Here is a 16,773-nt window from a genome sequence, read left to right on the forward strand (position 1 = left end):
CCGTGCGGGCCCTGTCAGGTTTGCATGTCCGCCATTTCGGGCCGAAGTACATCCACCCCGCCGAGGCGTTTTGCCGGGCGGCCCTGGTAGTCCAGCCCTATCTCACGCGCCGTTTCCTGCAGGAGCGGGACAACTGTCTGTTCGATAACATCCTGGGAGGAGCGGTGTGTCTGCAATGAGACGTTGACGGCGCCGACGGCCTCGTCTCCGCACCAGATGGGAACGGCAACGCCACGGAGGCCGTTCTCCAGTTCCTGGGACACCATGGACCACCCCTGGCTCCGGGCGAGGCTGACCTCGTCCTTGAGGGCTTCCAGGCTGCCGACGGAGTGCTCGGTATAACGCTGCAGGTGGACCGATTCGTAGTACGCCTCCAGGCTGCCGGCCGGCAGGGCAGCGAGGAGCACCCGGCCCATGGACGTCGCCCACGCCGGAAACCTGGTGCCCACGCTGATGGATACGTTGAGGAGCCGCGGGGACGGGACACAGGCGACATAGGCGACGTCCGCTCCATCAAGGACGCAAAGCGACGCCGTCTCGCCGAGCTCGGACGCCAGCAGTTTGAGGTGCGGCTCGGCTACGCGGGGAAGGGACAGGGTGGAGAGGAAGGAGGAACCGAGCTCCAGGGAGCGGGCAGTCAGTTCAAAAGACTGTCCGTCCGTCCGCAGGTACCCAAGGTCCGCCAGCGTCAGCAGGAACCGCCGGGCAGAGGCGCGCGTTATGTCCGTCGCCGCCGCGATCTGGGAGACGGTCAGGCGGGGGGTATCCGACGTGAACGCCCTGAGGACGTCAAAGGCCTTCCCCACCGACTTCACAAAGTACGCCGGATGTTCTTCTTCCATGGACTTCTAGCCCTTCCGAAAAATACAGGACACCGGGCCCACCTGGGTGGGCCCCGGCGTCCCTGAGCGTATCTAGCTGGAAACCTTCGCCTGGTCCGCTCCGGCACCCACTGCCTTGCGCCGCTTCAGCTGCGCGCGCAGGGGAGGGACAACCAGAGCCGCAACAGAGATGGCAAGGAGCACCAGCGCAATGGGACTGGTGAAGACGGATGCCCACCCGTCAGTGATGAGTGCGCGGCGCAGGTTTGCCTCGGCCAGGGGGCCAAGGATAAGGCCCAGCACAGCGGGGCCTGCAGGGAAACCGAAACGCAGCATAAACAGCCCCACGGCCCCGAAAATCATCATCATGAACACATCGAAAACGCTGTTGTTGATGGAGTACGTCCCCACCATGCAGAAGATCAGGATGATGACCCACAGGTAGTGGCTGGGCAGTTCCAGCAGCTTGACCATGCCGCGCATGCGCAGGAGGCTCAGCCCGAGGGTCAGGATGGTGGCGATCAGCATGATCGTGACCAGCGAGGAGACGAGGTCCGGCCGGCTGCTGAAGAGGCTGGGCCCCGGCTGGATGCCCCAGATCATCATGGATCCGATCATGACGGCCATGACGGAATCGCCGGGGACGCCGAGCGCCATGGTGGTGGTCACGCTGCCGCCCAGGGTTGCCGTGCTGGAGGTATCGCCGGCAGTCAGGCCCTCAAGGGAGCCCTTGCCGAACTCCTCCGGGTGCTTGGAGACTTTCCTGGCGTTGTCCCACGCGATGATGCCGGCGATGTCGCCGCCCACCGCCGGGACAAGGCCGACGACGGATCCGGTCACCGCGCCGATCCCCATCGGCTTGAACAGCCGCTGCATCAGTTTCCGTCCGGGCATCCACTGGCCCAGCTGGGTGACGGGCTTGACGTGGTGCAGGTGCCTGCGCCTGGTGAGAATCTGGTTGAGGACTTCCGCCACGCCAAAGAACCCGATGATGACCGGAATGAACGGCACGCCGCCGTTCAGTTCCAGGACGTTGAGGGTAAAGCGGGCGTCACCGGTAATGGGGTCACGGCCCACGGTGGCCAGCAGGAGACCGAACGCTCCGGCGGCCAGGCCCTTGAGGATTCGTCCCGAGGAGACACCCACCATCATGGTCAGGCCGAAGACCACCAGCGCGAACATTTCCGGCGGTCCGAACTGGCGGGCGAATTCCGAAAGGGGCACCGCGGCAACCGCCAGGATGAGGATGCCAAAAAGCATGCCGAAGGCCGAGCCGAAGGCGGACGTTGTCAGGGCCAGGCCCGCTTGTCCTTTCAGGGCAAGCGGGTAACCGTCAAAGGTTGTGGAAATGGAGGCAGGTGTGCCCGGGGTGTTGATAAGGATGGCCGGCACCCGGTCCCCGAACTGGGCGGCCACATAGATGGTCAGCAGGACGGCGAGGCCCTGGATGGGTTCCAGCGTCAGCGTGAACCCGCTGGCCAGGGCCACGGCCATGGTGGCAGTCACACCCGGGAAGGCACCCACGAGCATGCCCACCAGGATGCCCAGGCCTATGTAGAGAAGGGTGTCCACCTGGAGGACGGTCATGATGCCGTCGGTGACGGGCGAGGCAGCGATCTGGATCATAGGTTCACCCGCAATGCGACGACAAAAAGGAAATGGAGGAGGGCCGTAACGATGGCCGGGAACACGAGCAGCGGCCTCCAGCCCCGGCCACCGTACAGGGCCGTCAGCGCAACGGACGTTGCGAACGTAATCAACCAGAACTGGAGGACGTTCCACAGCAGGAGGTAGCCCACCAGGATCGCGGCCGTCAGCAGCATCCGGCCGATGCCCCACCCGCTGAGCGGATCAGGGAGGTTGGCCCGGCTGACCCCGCGCAGCACGTTGACCACCACCTGCAGGATGCCGAACACGATAAGGCTCCATGCGAGCATGGTGGGCCAGAAGGGAGGCCCGAGTTCCACCCGGACCCCTGAGCGGATGCCCTGGGCGAGCACCAGGACCAGGACGCCGAGGCCGATGGTGACGGCGGCCGGAACCAGTTCCCTGAGCCGGTGCGCACGGTCCGTGACCAGCATCTCTGATGCCGGGTGGATATGGGCTTCGGCGTGGTCCTGCTCAGGGTCTGTTGGGTTGAGGCCTGCCGGCGGCCCTGGTGCTGTGTGATCGTTCATTGGGGTTCCTCAGTAGGGGCCGGCCAGCGGAAGGCTGGCCGGCCCGTCTGCCTCGAAGTGCGTGCCTGCGCTACTTGCCCTGCGCGAGCTTGATCCACGGTCCGTAGCGGTCGGCTTCCTCGTCAAGGAACGCCGTCATCTCCTCCGCGTCCTTGAAGGTCGGCACAAGGTTGGAACCTTCGATGACCTTCTTGTACTCCGGGTCCTCAACAGCCTTGCCCATGGCGTCGGAGAGCTTGCTGACAACTTCCTCGGGCGTACCGGCCGGAGCCATGATCCCCACCCATGAAGCGTTCTGCAAGTCGATTCCTTCTTCCCTGGCGGTGGGGACGTCCGGGTTCTTTGGATCCCGTTCCTCGGTCAGCATGGCCAGGTAGCGGAGCTTGCCTGCGTCCACCTGGTTCTTCTGCGTGCCGATTGCATCGATCGAGAAATCGACGTCACCGGCAGCCGCAGCAGCAACTGCCGGGGCGGAGCCGTCAAACGGGACGGACGTGAGCTCGATTCCGGCGAGTTCCTGGAGGCCCTGGGCGGGGGAATCCCAGACCGAGCCAACGCCCGGGCTGGAGTAGGTGACCTTGCCGGGGTTGGCCTTGGCGTCCGCGACGAGGTCCTTGAGCGACTGGTAGGGGCTGTCCACCGGGACAGCGATGGCACCGGGTCCGGCCAGGCCCTGGCCAATCGGCGCGTAGTTGGACGGGTCGATGTCGTAATCCTGGAACTGCAGGGTGGCTACCTCTACGCCCATCATCGACAGGTTGTAGCCGTCCGGCTTTTGGTCCTTCAGCCAGTTGTAGGCCACCGAACCGTTGGCTCCCGGCTTGTTTTCGACGATGACCTCGACGCCCAGCTCTTTTTCCAGCAGCGGTGCAATAGTACGGGCCGTCAGGTCCCCCGAGCCGCCTGCGGCCCAGGGAACGGTCAGCCGGATGTCCTGCGCGGGGAAGTCGGCTTCGGAACTGCTGTTGCTGCCCGAGGCGCAACCAGTCAGCGCAAGCAACCCCGCCGTGCCCACTGCGAGTGATTTTAGAAGGGTTTTCACTACGGTTTTCTCCTTTGATACCCGTACTCCGACAAGGCTTGCGGCTGTCATCTCCGACAGTGCGCCTCATCTGGGACTTTGTACGCATTACGAACATGTGTGCATAAAACGTACAGTAGTTGTAATCTAGTTCACATCGAGGCCCGGAACAAGGCCGCGGCCGAAATTGTGACCAGGCAATCCGACCCATGGACGCTTCGCACTGGCGGGGCCGGAAGGTGGACAGAATGAGTACTCCGGCGGAGTCGTACCTGGTGGGGTTGATCGGCGAAGGAACCACGCACTCCCTGACGCCTGCCCTCCACGAGAGGGAAGCCGACCATCACGGACTGCGGTACATCTACCGGACCGTTGACCTGACCCTCCTGGCACGTCCGGCTGACGACGTGGGTACCCTGCTCTCGGCCGGACGCGATCTTGGCTTCAACGCCTTCAACATCACCGTTCCCGCCAAACAGGTTGTCCTTGGGTACCTTGATGATCTTTCGGACGATGCGGCCCGGCTGGGGGCCGTCAACACCGTCCTTATCCGTGATGGCAAGTTCATCGGCCACAACACCGATTACTCCGGATTTGGCTCCGCCCTCGAGGAAGGCCTCCCCGGAGCATCCCTTGGACATGTTGTGCAGCTGGGCGCCGGCGGCGCCGGCGCAGCTACGGCGTACGCGCTCCTTGCAGCAGGGGCGGAGCACCTGTGCGTCGTGGACCTGGATCCCGCCCGGTCCCGGGAGCGGGCCGAGGCCCTCGCACGGTTCTTCCCGGACAGGAACATCGAATGGCGGCCGATCAGCGAGATAGGGGACCTGATGTCTAAGGCTGACGGCCTGGTGCATGCCACCCCCGTGGGGATGCACGCCCATCCGGGCATGCCCCTGGACGGGGACCTGCTCCAGTCCCGGCACTGGGTGGCCGATATCGTCTACCGCCCGATCGAAACCGAATTGGTCAAGGCCGCCGGCGCCAAGGGGTGCCGTGTGCTGGACGGCGGCCACATGGCCGTGGGCCAGGCGGTGGACGCCTTCCGCCTCATCACGGGCGTGGAACCGGACCGCTCGCGCATGAGGCAGCATTTCCTGTCCATGCTCCGGCAGGGGGCCTAGGCCCCAGCCGGGTGCACCCTTGGAGCGGCTAACCCCGCGCGCTGAGATCGGCGGAGATGAGTTTCGCCGTCGCAATGATCTCCTGCGCCACCGAGGCCAGGAAGGCGTCCGGGTCCGGCTTGGCAGCCACGGACTGGGCCTGCAGGGACACGTTGACGGCGGCCACAACCCTGGACCTGTCGTACACGGGGGCCGCCACGGACATCAGGCCCAGCTCCAGCTCCTGGTCCAGCAGGCACCAGCCCTGCGCCCGGACCGTCTCAAGGACTGGCAGAAGGTCCTTGGCAGTGCCCAGGGCGCGCGGGGTCAGCGGTTTGATCTCGGCCGTGGCCAGGTAGGCCTTCAGGTCCGCCGGAGGCAGCCCGGCGAGCAGAACGCGGCCCATGGACGTGGCGTACGCCGGGAAGCGGGTGCCCACGGTAATGCCCACGTTCATGATCCGGCGGGTGGTTACCCGCGCGATGTAGGCGATGTCAGCCCCGTCGAGCACTGCGGCAGAGGTGGACTCCCCCAGCTTCAGGGACAGTTCCTCAAGGTGTGGCTGCGCCATCTGCGGCAGCGACAGCCCGGACAGGTACGCGTAACCCAGCTGGAGCACCTTGGCCGTCAGCGCGAAGGTTTTACCGTCCGTTCGAACGTAGCCCAGTTCCACCAGCGTGTGCAGGAACCGCCGGGCAGTGGCGCGCGTCAGCCCCGTGCGGGCTGCCACCTCCGTCAGGGTCATCACCGGGTGGTCCGTATCGAATGCACGGATGACGGCGAGCCCGCGGGCCAGGGACTGGACGTACTGGTCACTGGCCTGCGGGGCACCCGCTGATGCTGCGTCGGTCATGGTTACCAATCCTAGGGCCGGCTCAGGCCGCGGCGGCCGCCTTGAGCGGAACAGGCACCAGTTCCTGGAGTTCCTCCAAGGTGCAGCCGAAGGTCTCGCGGACGGTGATGCCGGCGGGCCCGGTGAGGAAGACGGCTTTGTCCGTGTACACGCGGGTGACGCAGCCGACGCCGGTGAGCGGGTAGGTGCAGGACTCCACGATCTTGGAGGCGCCTTCGCGGGTGAGCAGGGTCATCATGACGAACACGTCCTTGGCGCCGGTGGCCAGGTCCATGGCACCTCCGACGGCGGGAATGGCGCCGGGTGCGCCGGTGTGCCAGTTGGCGAGGTCGCCGGTCACCGATACCTGGAACGCGCCGAGCACGCAGATGTCCAGGTGCCCGCCGCGCATCATCGCGAAGGAATCGGCGTGGTGGAAGTAGGACGCCCCCGGGAGTTCGGTGACTGGGATCTTGCCCGCGTTGATGAGGTCCTCGTCAATCTCATCGCCCCTGGCCTCCGGGCCCATGCCCAGCATCCCGTTCTCCGTGTGGAGCGTGATGTCCTGGTCCTCGGTGAGGTAGTTGGACACGAGCGTGGGCTGGCCGATGCCGAGGTTCACGAACGAGCCCGGGGCGATGTCCCTGGCCACCAGGCGGGCGAGGTCGTCCCGGCTCAGCGGGGCCTCGGAGGTTTTGATGCTCGATTCCATGACGCCCATCTCAGGCCACCTTCTCTTCAGTGCCAGTGGTGCTGCCGGCGGTATTGCCGGCAGCAGCGGGAACGCGGACCACGGTATTGACGTAGATTCCGGGAGTCACCACGTTTTCCGGGTCCAGTGCCCCGACAGGCACGATCTCGGAGACCTGCACGATGGTCTGCCTGGCCGCCGCGGCCATGATCGGCCCGAAGTTCCGGGCGGTCTTGCGGTACACCAGGTTGCCCTTCCCGTCCGCCTTGAGCGCCTTGATGAGTGCGACGTCGGCGTGGATGGGGGTCTCGAACACCTGGCCGCGGCCGTCAATGATCCGGGTTTCCTTGCCTTCGGCGAGCATGGTGCCGTACCCGGTGGGAGTGAAGAACCCGCCGATCCCGGCCCCGGCGGCCCGGATCCGCTCGGCCAGGTTGCCCTGCGGCACCAGTTCCAGCTCAATCTCGCCTGCGTGGAACTTGGCGTCGAAATGCCAGGAGTCTGACTGGCGCGGGAAGGAACAGATCATCTTCCGCACCCGGCCTTCCTTGATCAGCAGGGCCAGGCCCTGGTCGCCTTGGCCCGCGTTGTTGTTCACCACCGTCAGGTCCGTGGCGCCGCAGTCCAGCAGCGCGTCGATCAGCTCGAACGGCTGCCCGGCGTTGCCGAACCCGCCGATCATCACAGTGGAACCGTCCTTGATTCCGGAGACGGCCTCCTGGACCGACTCTACGAAGTTCAGCATTGCCTAGGCCTTTCCTGTGCTGGTGCCTGCGGAGGCGGTGACGTTTTCGAGGACGACGGCGAGGCCCTGGCCCACGCCGATGCAGATCGCGGCGACGCCCCAGCGTTCGCCGGAGGCCTGCAGGGACCGGGCGAGGGTACCCAGGATGCGGGTTCCGGAAGCACCGAGCGGGTGACCCATGGCGATCGCGCCGCCGTGCCGGTTCACAATGGAGGGGTCGATGCCCCAGGCGTTGATGCACGCCAGGGACTGCGCGGCGAACGCCTCGTTAAGTTCGACGGCGCCCACCTGGTCCCAGCCAATGCCAGCCTTCGCCAGTGCTTTGTTCGCCGCCTCCACGGGGGCATACCCGAAGAACTGCGGGTCGTTCGCGTGCGCGCCGCGCCCGGCGACCCGGGCCAAAGGGTCCAGGCCCAGCAGCCCGGCGGCAGCCTCGCTGCCCACCCAGGCCGCGGAGGCGCCGTCGGACAACGGCGAAGCATTCCCGGCGGTGACCGTGCCGCCCTCGGTCCGGAACACCGTCTTCAGCCCGGCGAGCTTCTCCGCCGAGGAGCCGGCACGGATGCCCTCGTCCCGGACCAGGTCCGTGCCCGGCACCGGGGCCACCAGGTTGTCGTAGAACCCCTCGTCCCACGCCGCGGCGGAGAGGTTGTGCGAGGCAGCGGCGAACTCGTCCTGCGCTTCGCGGCTCACGCCGTATTTCTCGCGGAGCCGCTCGGTGGCCTCGCCCAGGGAAATGGTCCATTCCTTCGGCATGGCCTTGTTAACCAGGCGCCATCCCAGCGTGGTGGAGGCCAGGGTCATGTCCCCGGCCGGGTAGGGCTTCTCGGTCTTCGGCAGCACCCACGGGGCCCGGGACATCGATTCCGCCCCGCCCACCAGCATCAGCTCTGCGTCACCGGCATTGATCTGCCGCGAGGCGATGATCGCCGCATCCAGGGACGAACCGCAGAGGCGGTTGACCGTGGTGCCCGGGATCGAGACCGGCAGGCCGGCCAGCAGCGTGCCCATGCGGGCGATGTTCCTGTTTTCCTCGCCGGCGCCGTTGGCGTTGCCGAAGACCACCTCGTCAATCCGCTCCGGATCGAGCCCCGGGGCCCGCTTCACGGATTCCCTGATCACGTGCGCGGCGAGGTCATCCGGGCGGACCCCGGCGAGGCCGGAGCCGAACTTACCGAACGGGGTGCGCACGGCGTCGTACACAAAAGCCTGGTTCATCACTGTTCCTCTACATTCTTGACTGGTCTGCCCAACTAGGTAGCAGTTGATGTCGTTTTGGGGGCCCATAGCGACATCTGCTGCTACCTAGTTGGGTGGGGTGTCCGCGTCCATGTCCTTGAACACCTGCTGGGCGGTCTTGAAAGCCGTATTCGCGGAGGGCACTCCGCAGTAGATGGCGGTCTGCAGCAGGATTTCCTTGATCTCGTCCCTGCTGAGTCCGTTGGTGAGAGCTGCCCGGATGTGCATGGCCAGCTCTTCCCAGTGCCCGTGTGCCACCATGGCGGTAATGGTGACGGCGGAGCGCATCTGCCGGGTGAGGCCGGGCCGGGTCCAGATCCCGCCCCACGCGATCCGCGTGATCATGTCCTGGAAGTCGTCCGTGAATTCGTCCTTGGCGGCATTGGCCCGGTCCACGTGCGCGTCGCCCAGCACTTCGCGCCGCACCTTCATGCCGCCGTCGTAAATGTCCTGGCTGGTGGCACCCGGCTGGACCGCGCCGTTGCGGTCGGGGTTCTTCGCGCCAGTGCCGCTCACTTGGCTGCTCCCTGCGATTCGGTCCAGGTGATGAGGCTGCGCATCAGCTCGGCCACGTGGGCGGGGGCTTCGGCCGGCGCAAGATGGGCCACGCCCTCCAAAGTCACAGCGGTGGCCGTCCCGCCGCCGGCCGTGATGCCGGCCGCCACTTCTTCAGCGAACGACGGCGGGGCCACCCCGTCCAGCGCCCCGGCGATGACCTGGGTGGGCACCCGGATGCTGCCCAGGTCCTCCCGGACGTCGAAGGCTGCCAGGGCTTCGCAGCAGAAGGCGTAGCTGAACCGGTCGGCATCGCGCAGGGCATGCAGCAGCCGGCTGCTGAGCTCGGGCTCGCGCTCCATGAAACCGGGGGCGAACCAGCGTTCCGCCGAGCCCTGGATCATCACCGGGGTGCCCTGGCTGCGGACCGTCTCGGCCCGTTCCAGCCACCCTTCGGGCGTTCCCAGCTTGGCGCCGCTGCACTGGACGGACAGGCTCTTGAGGCGTTCCCCGTGCTTAATGCCCAGTTGCAGTCCGGTGGCACCGCCCAGGGAGACGCCCGCGTAGTGGAAGGCCTCTCCGGGTGCGATGGAGTCCACGAGGTCCACCACGGCATCAGCCAGGGCGGCAACATCGAAGGTCGCGGTGGCTGCGGGTGAGACCCCGTGGCCGGGCAGGTCCCAGGCCACGACGTCGACATCGTTGCCGAGCACCGAGGCGGTGCGGTTCCACAGGATGGTGGAGGTGCCCAGGGAGGGCCCCACCACCAGCAGCGGATGGTCACCCAGCGGGCGCTGGGGCGAGAGCAGGGCTGCTTTCAGGGCAGGTTTAGCCACGGGGGTCTCCGTTCGGATCAGTATCGGGAAGTGCAGGGGTCGCCGCATATTCCGGAAAGGCGGCCAGGATACGGCGGGAAATGTTTGCCGCCTCGCCCAGGTAGCTGGCGGGGTTGAGGAGCTCCTCGAGCCGGAGGTCGGTGAGCACCCCGGCGGGCACGGCGTCGCGGAGCAGCTTGCGGTAGGTGGCCGACTGCTCCCCGGAAGGTGCCTGCAGGGTCTGGTCCACCACGGCCTGCAGCTGTTCCTTGCCGGTGAGGCCGTCCTTCGTCCCAAGCAGGGGCCCCACCGCCGCGCCCACTCCCTCGGCCAGGAGCAGCGGACCGGCGAGGTCCAGGTTGCGGCGCATCGCGTCCGGGAAGGCCTGCAGGCCGCCGGCGAGTTCACGGATGTGTACGGCCGCCCCGAGTGCCAGGGCCAGGAGTTGCCGTAGGGCCGGCCACTCGGTGTGCCACGCGGCGTCCGGGCGCTCATCGTTGAAGCTGGCTGCCGCCAGGTGCAGCTGGGCCACGAGCTGGGGTGCCTGCAGCGCCGCGCTGCGGACCAGGACGGACAGTACGGGGTTCTGTTTCTGCGGCATAGCTGAGGAGACTCCGCGGCCGGCGGCGCGCGGTTCGGCCAGCTCGCCCACCTCGGGCCTGCTCAGGAACAGCACATCCGCGGCGATCTTGCCGAACGCGTCCAGTACTGCGGCGAGGGCGTTGCCCAGCGACGTGACCACCAGCCGGTTGGTGTGCCAGGGCGCCGGGGCGGCGGCGAGGCCCAGCTGTGCCGCCAGGGCATCGGCCAGGCTGAAGGGGGTGTTTGGGGAGCCGGAGGCCAGGACGGTTCCGGCGGCCAAGGTTCCCGCCGCGCCGCCGAACTGGACCGGATAGGCCAGGCCCTCCAGCTGGCGTCCCGCGGCGGCAACGCCGTGGAACCACTGTGCAGCCCGGAGCCCGAACGTGAAGGGGAGCGAGTGCTGGGTGAGGCTCCTGCCCACGCACAGCGTGTCCGCATGTTCTTCCGCCAAACTGGCGAGTGCCGCCGTGGTGCGCTTCAGGTCGCCGAGCAGCGCCTCCACGGTGTTGCGTGCCAGCAGCATCAGGGCGGTGTCCAAAACGTCCTGGCTGGTCAGGGTCGTGTGGACTGCCTTTCCGGCGCCGATGCCGGTGCCGTCCAGCGCCTGGACGTTTTTCCGAAGGTCCGCCAGCAGCGGGATCACCGGGTTGCCGCCGCCCTGGGCGCGGCGGGCTATGCCTGCCACGCCGTACCTGCCAGGCTCGGCCGCGGCGGAGACGACGGCGGCGGAACCGGCGGGCGCCAGGCCCGCCTTCTCCAGCACGGCGGCCCAGCCGGACTCGACGGCGAGGATCGCCGCCAGCACAGCCCGGTCACCCGTCAGCGCCCCCACCAGGGGCGACGCCGAGACGGGACTGAGCAGGCCGGCGTCGCCCTCTCCCCCGAAGGCGCCCGTATCTCCCAGGCCGGCGGACCCGGTCACTGGAAGTCCAGGAAGACTGTCTCGCCCTCACCCTGGAGGCGGACGTCCCAGGTGAGGCCGCCGTCGGCGTCGCGGCGGGCGATCAGTGTTTTGCTGCGCTCGGGATCCAGGGAGCTGAGCAGGGGATCGTTGGCCAGCGCCTCGGTGTCCTCCGGGAGGTAGATGCGGGTGAAGAGCCGGTTGGTGAGCCCGCGGGCGAAGATGGCCACGGAGATAAAGGGCGCCGAACCCGGGGACGTGGGGCCCGGGTTCACGGTGGTGAAGGTGAAGACTCCCGAGTTCCCCACCGCGCCGCGGCCCCAGCCGGTGAAGGTGTAGCCGTCGCGGACCAGGGAACCGGTCTTCTGGACGATGTTGCCCTCGGCGTCAGGCTGCCAGATTTCCAGGATGGCGTCCGGGATGGTGTGCCCGGCGCCGTCATACACGGTGCCCTGCAGGCGGATGGAGCCCGGTGAGCCGGGGGCCAGGAGCTCGTTGTCCTTCTCGAACGGGAGCGCGTAGCCGTAGAACGGGCCCACGGTCTGACCGGGGGTGGGGACGAGTTTGGTCTGGTTGTTCATCTGACTGGTCCTCTGCCTATTCCTCGTCGCCTGCGGCACCAAGTGCCTCGTTTTCGGTCCACGTCCGCTTGGGGCCCGTCAGGACGATGTCCCAGTTGTAGCCCAGGGCCCACTCGGGCTCGGTGAGGTTGTGGTCGTAGGTGGCCACCAGCCGGTCCCGGGCGTCCTGGTCCACGATGGTCTGGTAGATCGGGTCCAGCGGGAACAGCTGGTCGCCCGGGAAGTACATCTGGGTGATGATCCGCTGGGTGAACTCGGTCCCGAACAGGGAGAAGTGGATGTGCGCCGGGCGCCAGGCGTTCAGGTGGTTCTTCCACGGGTACGCGCCGGGCTTGATGGTGGTGAACCGGTAGGACCCGTCCGGGCCGGTGATGCAGCGGCCGATGCCCGTGAAGTTCGGGTCGATCGGAGCCGGGTGCTGGTCGCGCTTGTGGATATACCGGCCGGAGGAGTTGGCCTGCCAGATCTCCACCAGCTGGCCGGCAACGGGGCGGCCGTTCCCGTCCAGGACCCGGCCTGCCACGATGATCCGCTCGCCCTGGGGCTCGCCGTTGTGCTGGATGGTGAGATCGGACTCGAGGGCGTGCACGTCCTGGTGGCCGAAGGCCGGGGAGTACAGCTCGATGGTTTCCGGGTCTGCGTGGTGCAGGCTCTTGGTGGGGTGCCGCAGGATGCTGGAGCGGTAGGGCGGGTAGTCCAGCCGCGGCTGGGTTTCGGCGGGAGAACCCTCTTTGAGGGCCCGTGCGTACGCTTCGCCCAGCGCGTTGATCTCTGCGCTGAGGTCAGCCTGGGTTTCAATGGCGCGGTCCAGGGGCATGTGGGCTGCCTTCGGCTCGGCGGGCGGCACAGACTCGTCGGTATCAAGCTGGGCGTTGGTTTCTTCCGGCACGGCTGGCTCCTTTCTGGTTTTCGTTGTAATTCATTGGGCACTTGGTCAGGGACGGTGGTTCGACGGCCCGGCTCAGGTCCGGTGCAGCGAGTCGTACTGGACCGCGTGCCGGACCGGGGCGTTGGGCGCCCCATACCCGTCGTAGCCGCCGCGGCGTTCCACCATTTCGAAGAACACACTGCCCACCGTGGCGGTGTAGAAGTGGAGGAATTCGCCGTCGGCATCGCGGTCATAGAGGAGGTTGAGCTCCTGCAGGGTGGCCAGGAACCCGGGTTCGAGGTCGAACCGGGCGTCCAGGTCCTCGTAGTAGTTCGCGGGGATCTGCAGGAATTCAAGGCCCCGGTCCCGGGCGGCCCGGGCGGTGGCCACGAGGTCTCCCACGGCGAACGCGATGTGCTCCTGGTAGGTCTTGCGGACTTCGCTGCGGGCCTGCTGCACCGGCGCCAGGTTCAACACCAGCCGGACGGCGGCGTCGGAGGTGGTCATCACCTGCGAGCGCACCAGCCCGCTGGGGCTGGGGACTTCGGCGAAGGGCTGCGGTTCCAGTGCCAGGGCGCTGGTGTAGAACAGGACGGCCTCGTCGAAGTGCTGCCACGGCTGGGCGAGGTTGACGTGGTCGATGACCGCAGCGGCACCCGGCCCGCCGGAAGGAGTGCGGTGTTCCAGGCCTTCCCCGAATTCGCGGGTCCAGGCTGCCGTGCCGTCCGGGCTGCCCTGGCACAGGAAGATTTCCGTTGAGTCCGGCGCGGAGATGCCCTGGAAGACTTCCTCGTCGGCCTGGACCTTGCGGGCCACCACGGGAGCCTTGAGCTGCTGGGCCCGGGCGGAGGCAATCACGGGTGAATCGACGTCGAACCCCAACGCGGCGATGGATGGTTCGGCGTGCGATGCCGCCTGCTCGTTGATGATCACGCGCGCCTGGCCCATGGTCCACAGCTGCACGTCCTTGGTGCGGTGCCGGCCCTCGAACCCGAAGCCGAGCTGGCCCAGGAGCTTCTCAAGCCGGGCGGTATCGTCCGCTTTGACCTCGGCGAAGTTGAAGCCCGCCGGTTCGCTGACCTTGGGCAGCGTGGCGAGTTCCATGGGATAACGACGGCGGGAGGCAACACTGCCGCCCCCTGCGGCTTCCGCGCTGCCTGCCAGCCATGTGGCGCTCTGTTCCTCCAGCCAGATGAGCGAGCGCATGGCGTCCACGGCTGTGCGGTCCACGTCCGACTGGCGGAAGACGTCGTTGAAGACCTCAAGGGAGACCGGGCCGGAATAGCCCGCCCGGACCACGTGGCCCATGAACTTGGCCAGCTCGAACTGCCCCTCGCCCGGGAACACGCGGTAGTGGCGGCTCCAGGACAGCACGTCCATGGTGAGTTTCGGGGCGTCCGCAACCTGGACGAAGAAGATCTTGTCCGGGTTGAGCTTTTCTATTGGCGCGGTGTCCCAGTCGCGGGACAGGATGTGGAAGGAGTCCAGGCAGGTTCCCAGGTTGGGGTGGTCCACCATCTCCACCAGGCGGTAGGCGTGCTCGTAGTCGTTGACGTACTTGCCCCAGGCCAGGGCTTCGTAGGCGACCTTGATGCCGTGGTCGCCGGCAAGTTCGGCCAGCTGCGCCAGCTGGGAGGCACGCAGGCCGTCGTCGTCGATCGTGGCCGTGGCAACGTTCGAGCAGACCAGGATGGTGTCCATGCCCAGGCGGGACATCAGGTTAAACTTCGCCTCGGCCCGCCGGAGGTTCGCCTTCAGCAGGTCCGGGGCCACGCCGTCGAAATCCCTAAACGGCTGGTAGAGGTCCAGCCCCAGGCCAAGGTCTGCCGCCATGGACCGGACGTCCCCCGGGCTCAGCGGCGAGGTGACCAGGTCCTGTTCAAAGATTTCGATGCCGTCGAACCCTGCGATGGCACAGGCCTGCATCTTCTCCTTCAGGGTGCCGGAGAGGCAGACGGTGGCGATTCCGGTGCGCATCAGGCAGCCACCCCTTCTGCGGCCACGAGCTCCAGGAAGTGCGAGCGCATGCGGTCCGGATCGGGTTCCAGGCCCGTGAAGATGCGGAAGGCGTCTGCGGCCTGGCCCACAGCCATCCGGCCGCCGTCCAGGACCTTGCAGCCCTTGGCGCGGGCGCCCCGGACGAGTTCGGTGTCGATGGGGCGGTAGACAATGTCCGCCACCCAGTGCCGGGACTCCAGCAGCTCCAGGTCCAGCGGAACGCCGGGGTGGGCGGCCATCCCCACGGGGGTGCAGTGCACCAGGCCGTCGGCCAGCGGCATCAGCTGCGGCAGCTCCGCCGTCGTGCGCGCCGCAACGGTGCTGTCCGGGAAGAAGCCGGCCAGTTCCGCTGCCCGGGCGGCGCTGCGGGCGGCGTCCATGTCCACGAGGTCCAGGTGGCGGACCCCGGCGGTGAGGAGGGCGTAGGCCACGGCGGAACCTGCCCCGCCGGCACCAAGCTGGACCACGCGGTCCAGCTGGGCGCCGGGAAGTCCTGAGGAGAGGGCCGCGGCAAAGCCGGAAAAGTCTGTGTTGTGGCCTATGAAGCGGCCATCATCGATCACCACGGTATTGACTGCACCGAGCCGCACGGCGTCCGGGGTTACCTCATCCAGGTGCTGCAGGACCAGCTGCTTGCAGGGATGGGTGATGTTCAGGCCGTTGAAGCCGAGGTTCCTGGCACTGCGCAGCAGCTCTCCCACGGATTCGCCGGGAAGGCCAAGTTCCACAAGGTCGATGGGCCGGTAGAGATAGCGCAGGCCCTGCACATCCCCTTCGCGCTCGTGCATGGGCGGGGTGAGTGACGGCATCACGCCATCGCCGACCAGTCCCACCAGGTAGGACTCAGTTCGATTACTCATCCGTGCAGCTCCTTTGGTACGGCACCGGGCAGGAGCAGTGCGCCAAGCGGGTGCTGCTGCGGTGTTGAAAGTTACGGTACATCATTTGTTCACTCAGCGCACTATTGTTCTACATTCGAACAACTTGGTTCAGCGCTGCGGCAGGCGGGCCGCGAGCTCAGCGGCGGCCTCCTGCAGCAGCGGGACGCACGCTGCCAGCTCCTCCAAACCCATGCGGAAGACGGGGACCGCCGTTGCCAGGGAAGCGAAGGCATGACCCTGGGTGCTGAGGAGGGGTACGGCGACGGCACGCATGCCCATCTCGTTCTCCTCATCCATCACGGCATACCCCTGGCGCCGGACCTTTTCGACTTCCGCGCGGAAGGCGTCCCGGTCCGCGATGGACTTTTCAGTGAGCTGATCGAGCGGAAGGTCCTCAAGCAGCCGTTCGCGCTCGGCATCCTCCGCAAAGGCGACCAGCACTTTTCCGACCGCGGTGGTGGACAGCGAGCCCAGGTGGCCGGGGTCGCTGGTCACCCGGAACATCTGCGGACCGTCCACCTTGTTGACCGTGAGGTGGTGGAGGCCGTCGCGGACACTGAGGATGGTGGCCTCGCCCGTCTGTTCCGTGACCCGGCGCAGGACCGGCATTGCAGTGCCGGCGAAACCGTGGTGATTGGAGACCCGCTGGCCCAACTGGAAGATCCGCAGGCCCAGGTGGTAGCGGCGGCCGTCCGGCTCGTAGTCCACAAAGCCGTCGCGGGTCAGCGACCCCAGCAGGCGGTACGTGGTGCTGAAAGGCAGCTCGGCCCGCCGTGAAATCTCTGCGGCACTGGCCCCGCGCGGCTCATCACCCAGGAGGACCAGGAGGCCCAGAGCCTTACCCACCATGTCCGTGCGGTCCGCCTTGGCCGCCTTGGTGTCTGCGGGGGTCTCAGCAGCTACGTCTTTGTCCACTGTGGCATGGTTCACACTCATGCATCGATGTTCCCACATAGTGAGAGTTATTTCTAGATAGTGATTATTTTCTTGACAGGTGACCGCACTCACAGTCACTATTGCTGTATC

The 16,773-nt window shown here is 67.0% G+C and carries 17 protein-coding genes; 1 reads left to right on the forward strand and 16 read right to left on the reverse strand.

All coding sequences use genetic code 11. The features are described 5' to 3' along the window. Positions 1-14: 14 nt before the first annotated feature. The 4 genes from IEX33_RS05145 to IEX33_RS05160 all read right to left on the reverse strand — a co-directional run bounded on the left by IEX33_RS05145 (position 15) and on the right by IEX33_RS05160 (position 4,040). On the reverse strand, positions 15-842 hold the full coding sequence (locus tag IEX33_RS05145; RefSeq protein ID WP_188728315.1) for an IclR family transcriptional regulator domain-containing protein: 828 nt from the start codon (positions 840-842) through the stop codon (positions 15-17). Positions 843-914: 72 nt separating this feature from the next. Continuing rightward, positions 915-2,447, reverse strand: coding sequence for a tripartite tricarboxylate transporter permease (locus IEX33_RS05150; RefSeq protein WP_202986612.1), 1,533 nt, complete (start codon positions 2,445-2,447; stop codon positions 915-917). Beyond that, the gene (locus tag IEX33_RS05155; protein ID WP_188728317.1) at positions 2,444-2,998 is read right to left on the reverse strand and encodes a tripartite tricarboxylate transporter TctB family protein; all 555 of its coding nucleotides are present in this window, start codon (positions 2,996-2,998) and stop codon (positions 2,444-2,446) included. Before IEX33_RS05155 ends, IEX33_RS05150 begins: the two co-directional genes overlap by 4 nt. A 70-nt stretch (positions 2,999-3,068) precedes the next feature. After that, positions 3,069-4,040 carry a Bug family tripartite tricarboxylate transporter substrate binding protein gene (locus IEX33_RS05160; RefSeq protein WP_188728319.1) on the reverse strand — a complete coding sequence of 324 codons (972 nt, stop codon included), beginning with the start codon at positions 4,038-4,040 and terminating at the stop codon, positions 3,069-3,071. Between the two features lie 227 nt (positions 4,041-4,267). Between IEX33_RS05160 and IEX33_RS05165 the strand changes: the two genes are divergently transcribed. Continuing rightward, complete coding sequence (locus IEX33_RS05165; RefSeq protein WP_188728321.1) at positions 4,268-5,140, forward strand: shikimate dehydrogenase; 873 nt, start codon at positions 4,268-4,270, stop codon at positions 5,138-5,140. A gap of 28 nt (positions 5,141-5,168) precedes the next feature. On the opposite strand, the gene IEX33_RS05170 is transcribed toward IEX33_RS05165, so the two are convergent. The 12 genes from IEX33_RS05170 to IEX33_RS05225 form a co-directional block, all read right to left on the reverse strand. Continuing rightward, positions 5,169-5,972: an IclR family transcriptional regulator domain-containing protein gene (locus IEX33_RS05170; RefSeq protein WP_188728323.1), complete on the reverse strand. Its 804-nt coding sequence runs from the start codon at positions 5,970-5,972 to the stop codon at positions 5,169-5,171. A 22-nt stretch (positions 5,973-5,994) separates the two neighbouring features. Beyond that, on the reverse strand, positions 5,995-6,672 hold the full coding sequence (locus tag IEX33_RS05175; protein WP_188728325.1) for a 3-oxoacid CoA-transferase subunit B: 678 nt from the start codon (positions 6,670-6,672) through the stop codon (positions 5,995-5,997). Position 6,673: 1 nt separating this feature from the next. Continuing rightward, complete coding sequence (locus IEX33_RS05180; RefSeq protein ID WP_188728327.1) at positions 6,674-7,387, reverse strand: 3-oxoacid CoA-transferase subunit A; 714 nt, start codon at positions 7,385-7,387, stop codon at positions 6,674-6,676. Positions 7,388-7,390: 3 nt separating this feature from the next. Continuing rightward, positions 7,391-8,605 (reverse strand): thiolase family protein, encoded by a 1,215-nt coding sequence (locus tag IEX33_RS05185; protein WP_188728330.1) that lies wholly within the window; start codon positions 8,603-8,605, stop codon positions 7,391-7,393. Positions 8,606-8,692: 87 nt separating this feature from the next. Beyond that, the gene (gene pcaC / locus IEX33_RS05190; RefSeq protein ID WP_188728332.1) at positions 8,693-9,142 is read right to left on the reverse strand and encodes a 4-carboxymuconolactone decarboxylase; all 450 of its coding nucleotides are present in this window, start codon (positions 9,140-9,142) and stop codon (positions 8,693-8,695) included. Beyond that, a complete protein-coding gene (locus IEX33_RS05195; protein WP_188728334.1) occupies positions 9,139-9,957 on the reverse strand; it encodes an alpha/beta fold hydrolase in 819 nt (272 codons plus the stop codon). The genes pcaC and IEX33_RS05195 overlap by 4 nt, the downstream gene beginning before the upstream one ends. Then, the gene (locus IEX33_RS05200) at positions 9,950-11,440 is read right to left on the reverse strand and encodes a lyase family protein (RefSeq protein ID WP_229675248.1); all 1,491 of its coding nucleotides are present in this window, start codon (positions 11,438-11,440) and stop codon (positions 9,950-9,952) included. Before IEX33_RS05200 ends, IEX33_RS05195 begins: the two co-directional genes overlap by 8 nt. Then, a complete protein-coding gene (gene pcaG, locus IEX33_RS05205; RefSeq protein ID WP_188728336.1) occupies positions 11,437-12,000 on the reverse strand; it encodes a protocatechuate 3,4-dioxygenase subunit alpha in 564 nt (187 codons plus the stop codon). The genes IEX33_RS05200 and pcaG overlap by 4 nt, the downstream gene beginning before the upstream one ends. Positions 12,001-12,016: 16 nt before the next feature. Further along, positions 12,017-12,889 carry a protocatechuate 3,4-dioxygenase subunit beta gene (gene pcaH, locus IEX33_RS05210; RefSeq protein ID WP_188728339.1) on the reverse strand — a complete coding sequence of 291 codons (873 nt, stop codon included), beginning with the start codon at positions 12,887-12,889 and terminating at the stop codon, positions 12,017-12,019. Between the two features lie 72 nt (positions 12,890-12,961). Then, positions 12,962-14,845 carry a bifunctional sugar phosphate isomerase/epimerase/4-hydroxyphenylpyruvate dioxygenase family protein gene (locus IEX33_RS05215; protein WP_188728341.1) on the reverse strand — a complete coding sequence of 628 codons (1,884 nt, stop codon included), beginning with the start codon at positions 14,843-14,845 and terminating at the stop codon, positions 12,962-12,964. Beyond that, entirely contained in the window at positions 14,845-15,726 is an 882-nt protein-coding gene (locus IEX33_RS05220; RefSeq protein WP_188728343.1) for a shikimate dehydrogenase, read from the reverse strand. The genes IEX33_RS05215 and IEX33_RS05220 overlap by 1 nt, the downstream gene beginning before the upstream one ends. Positions 15,727-15,855: 129 nt before the next feature. Next, positions 15,856-16,683: an IclR family transcriptional regulator gene (locus IEX33_RS05225; protein ID WP_229675249.1), complete on the reverse strand. Its 828-nt coding sequence runs from the start codon at positions 16,681-16,683 to the stop codon at positions 15,856-15,858. Positions 16,684-16,773 lie beyond the last annotated feature (90 nt).

This window comes from Pseudarthrobacter scleromae (assembly GCF_014644515.1).
Taxonomy (GTDB): Bacteria; Actinomycetota; Actinomycetes; order Actinomycetales; family Micrococcaceae; genus Arthrobacter; species Arthrobacter scleromae.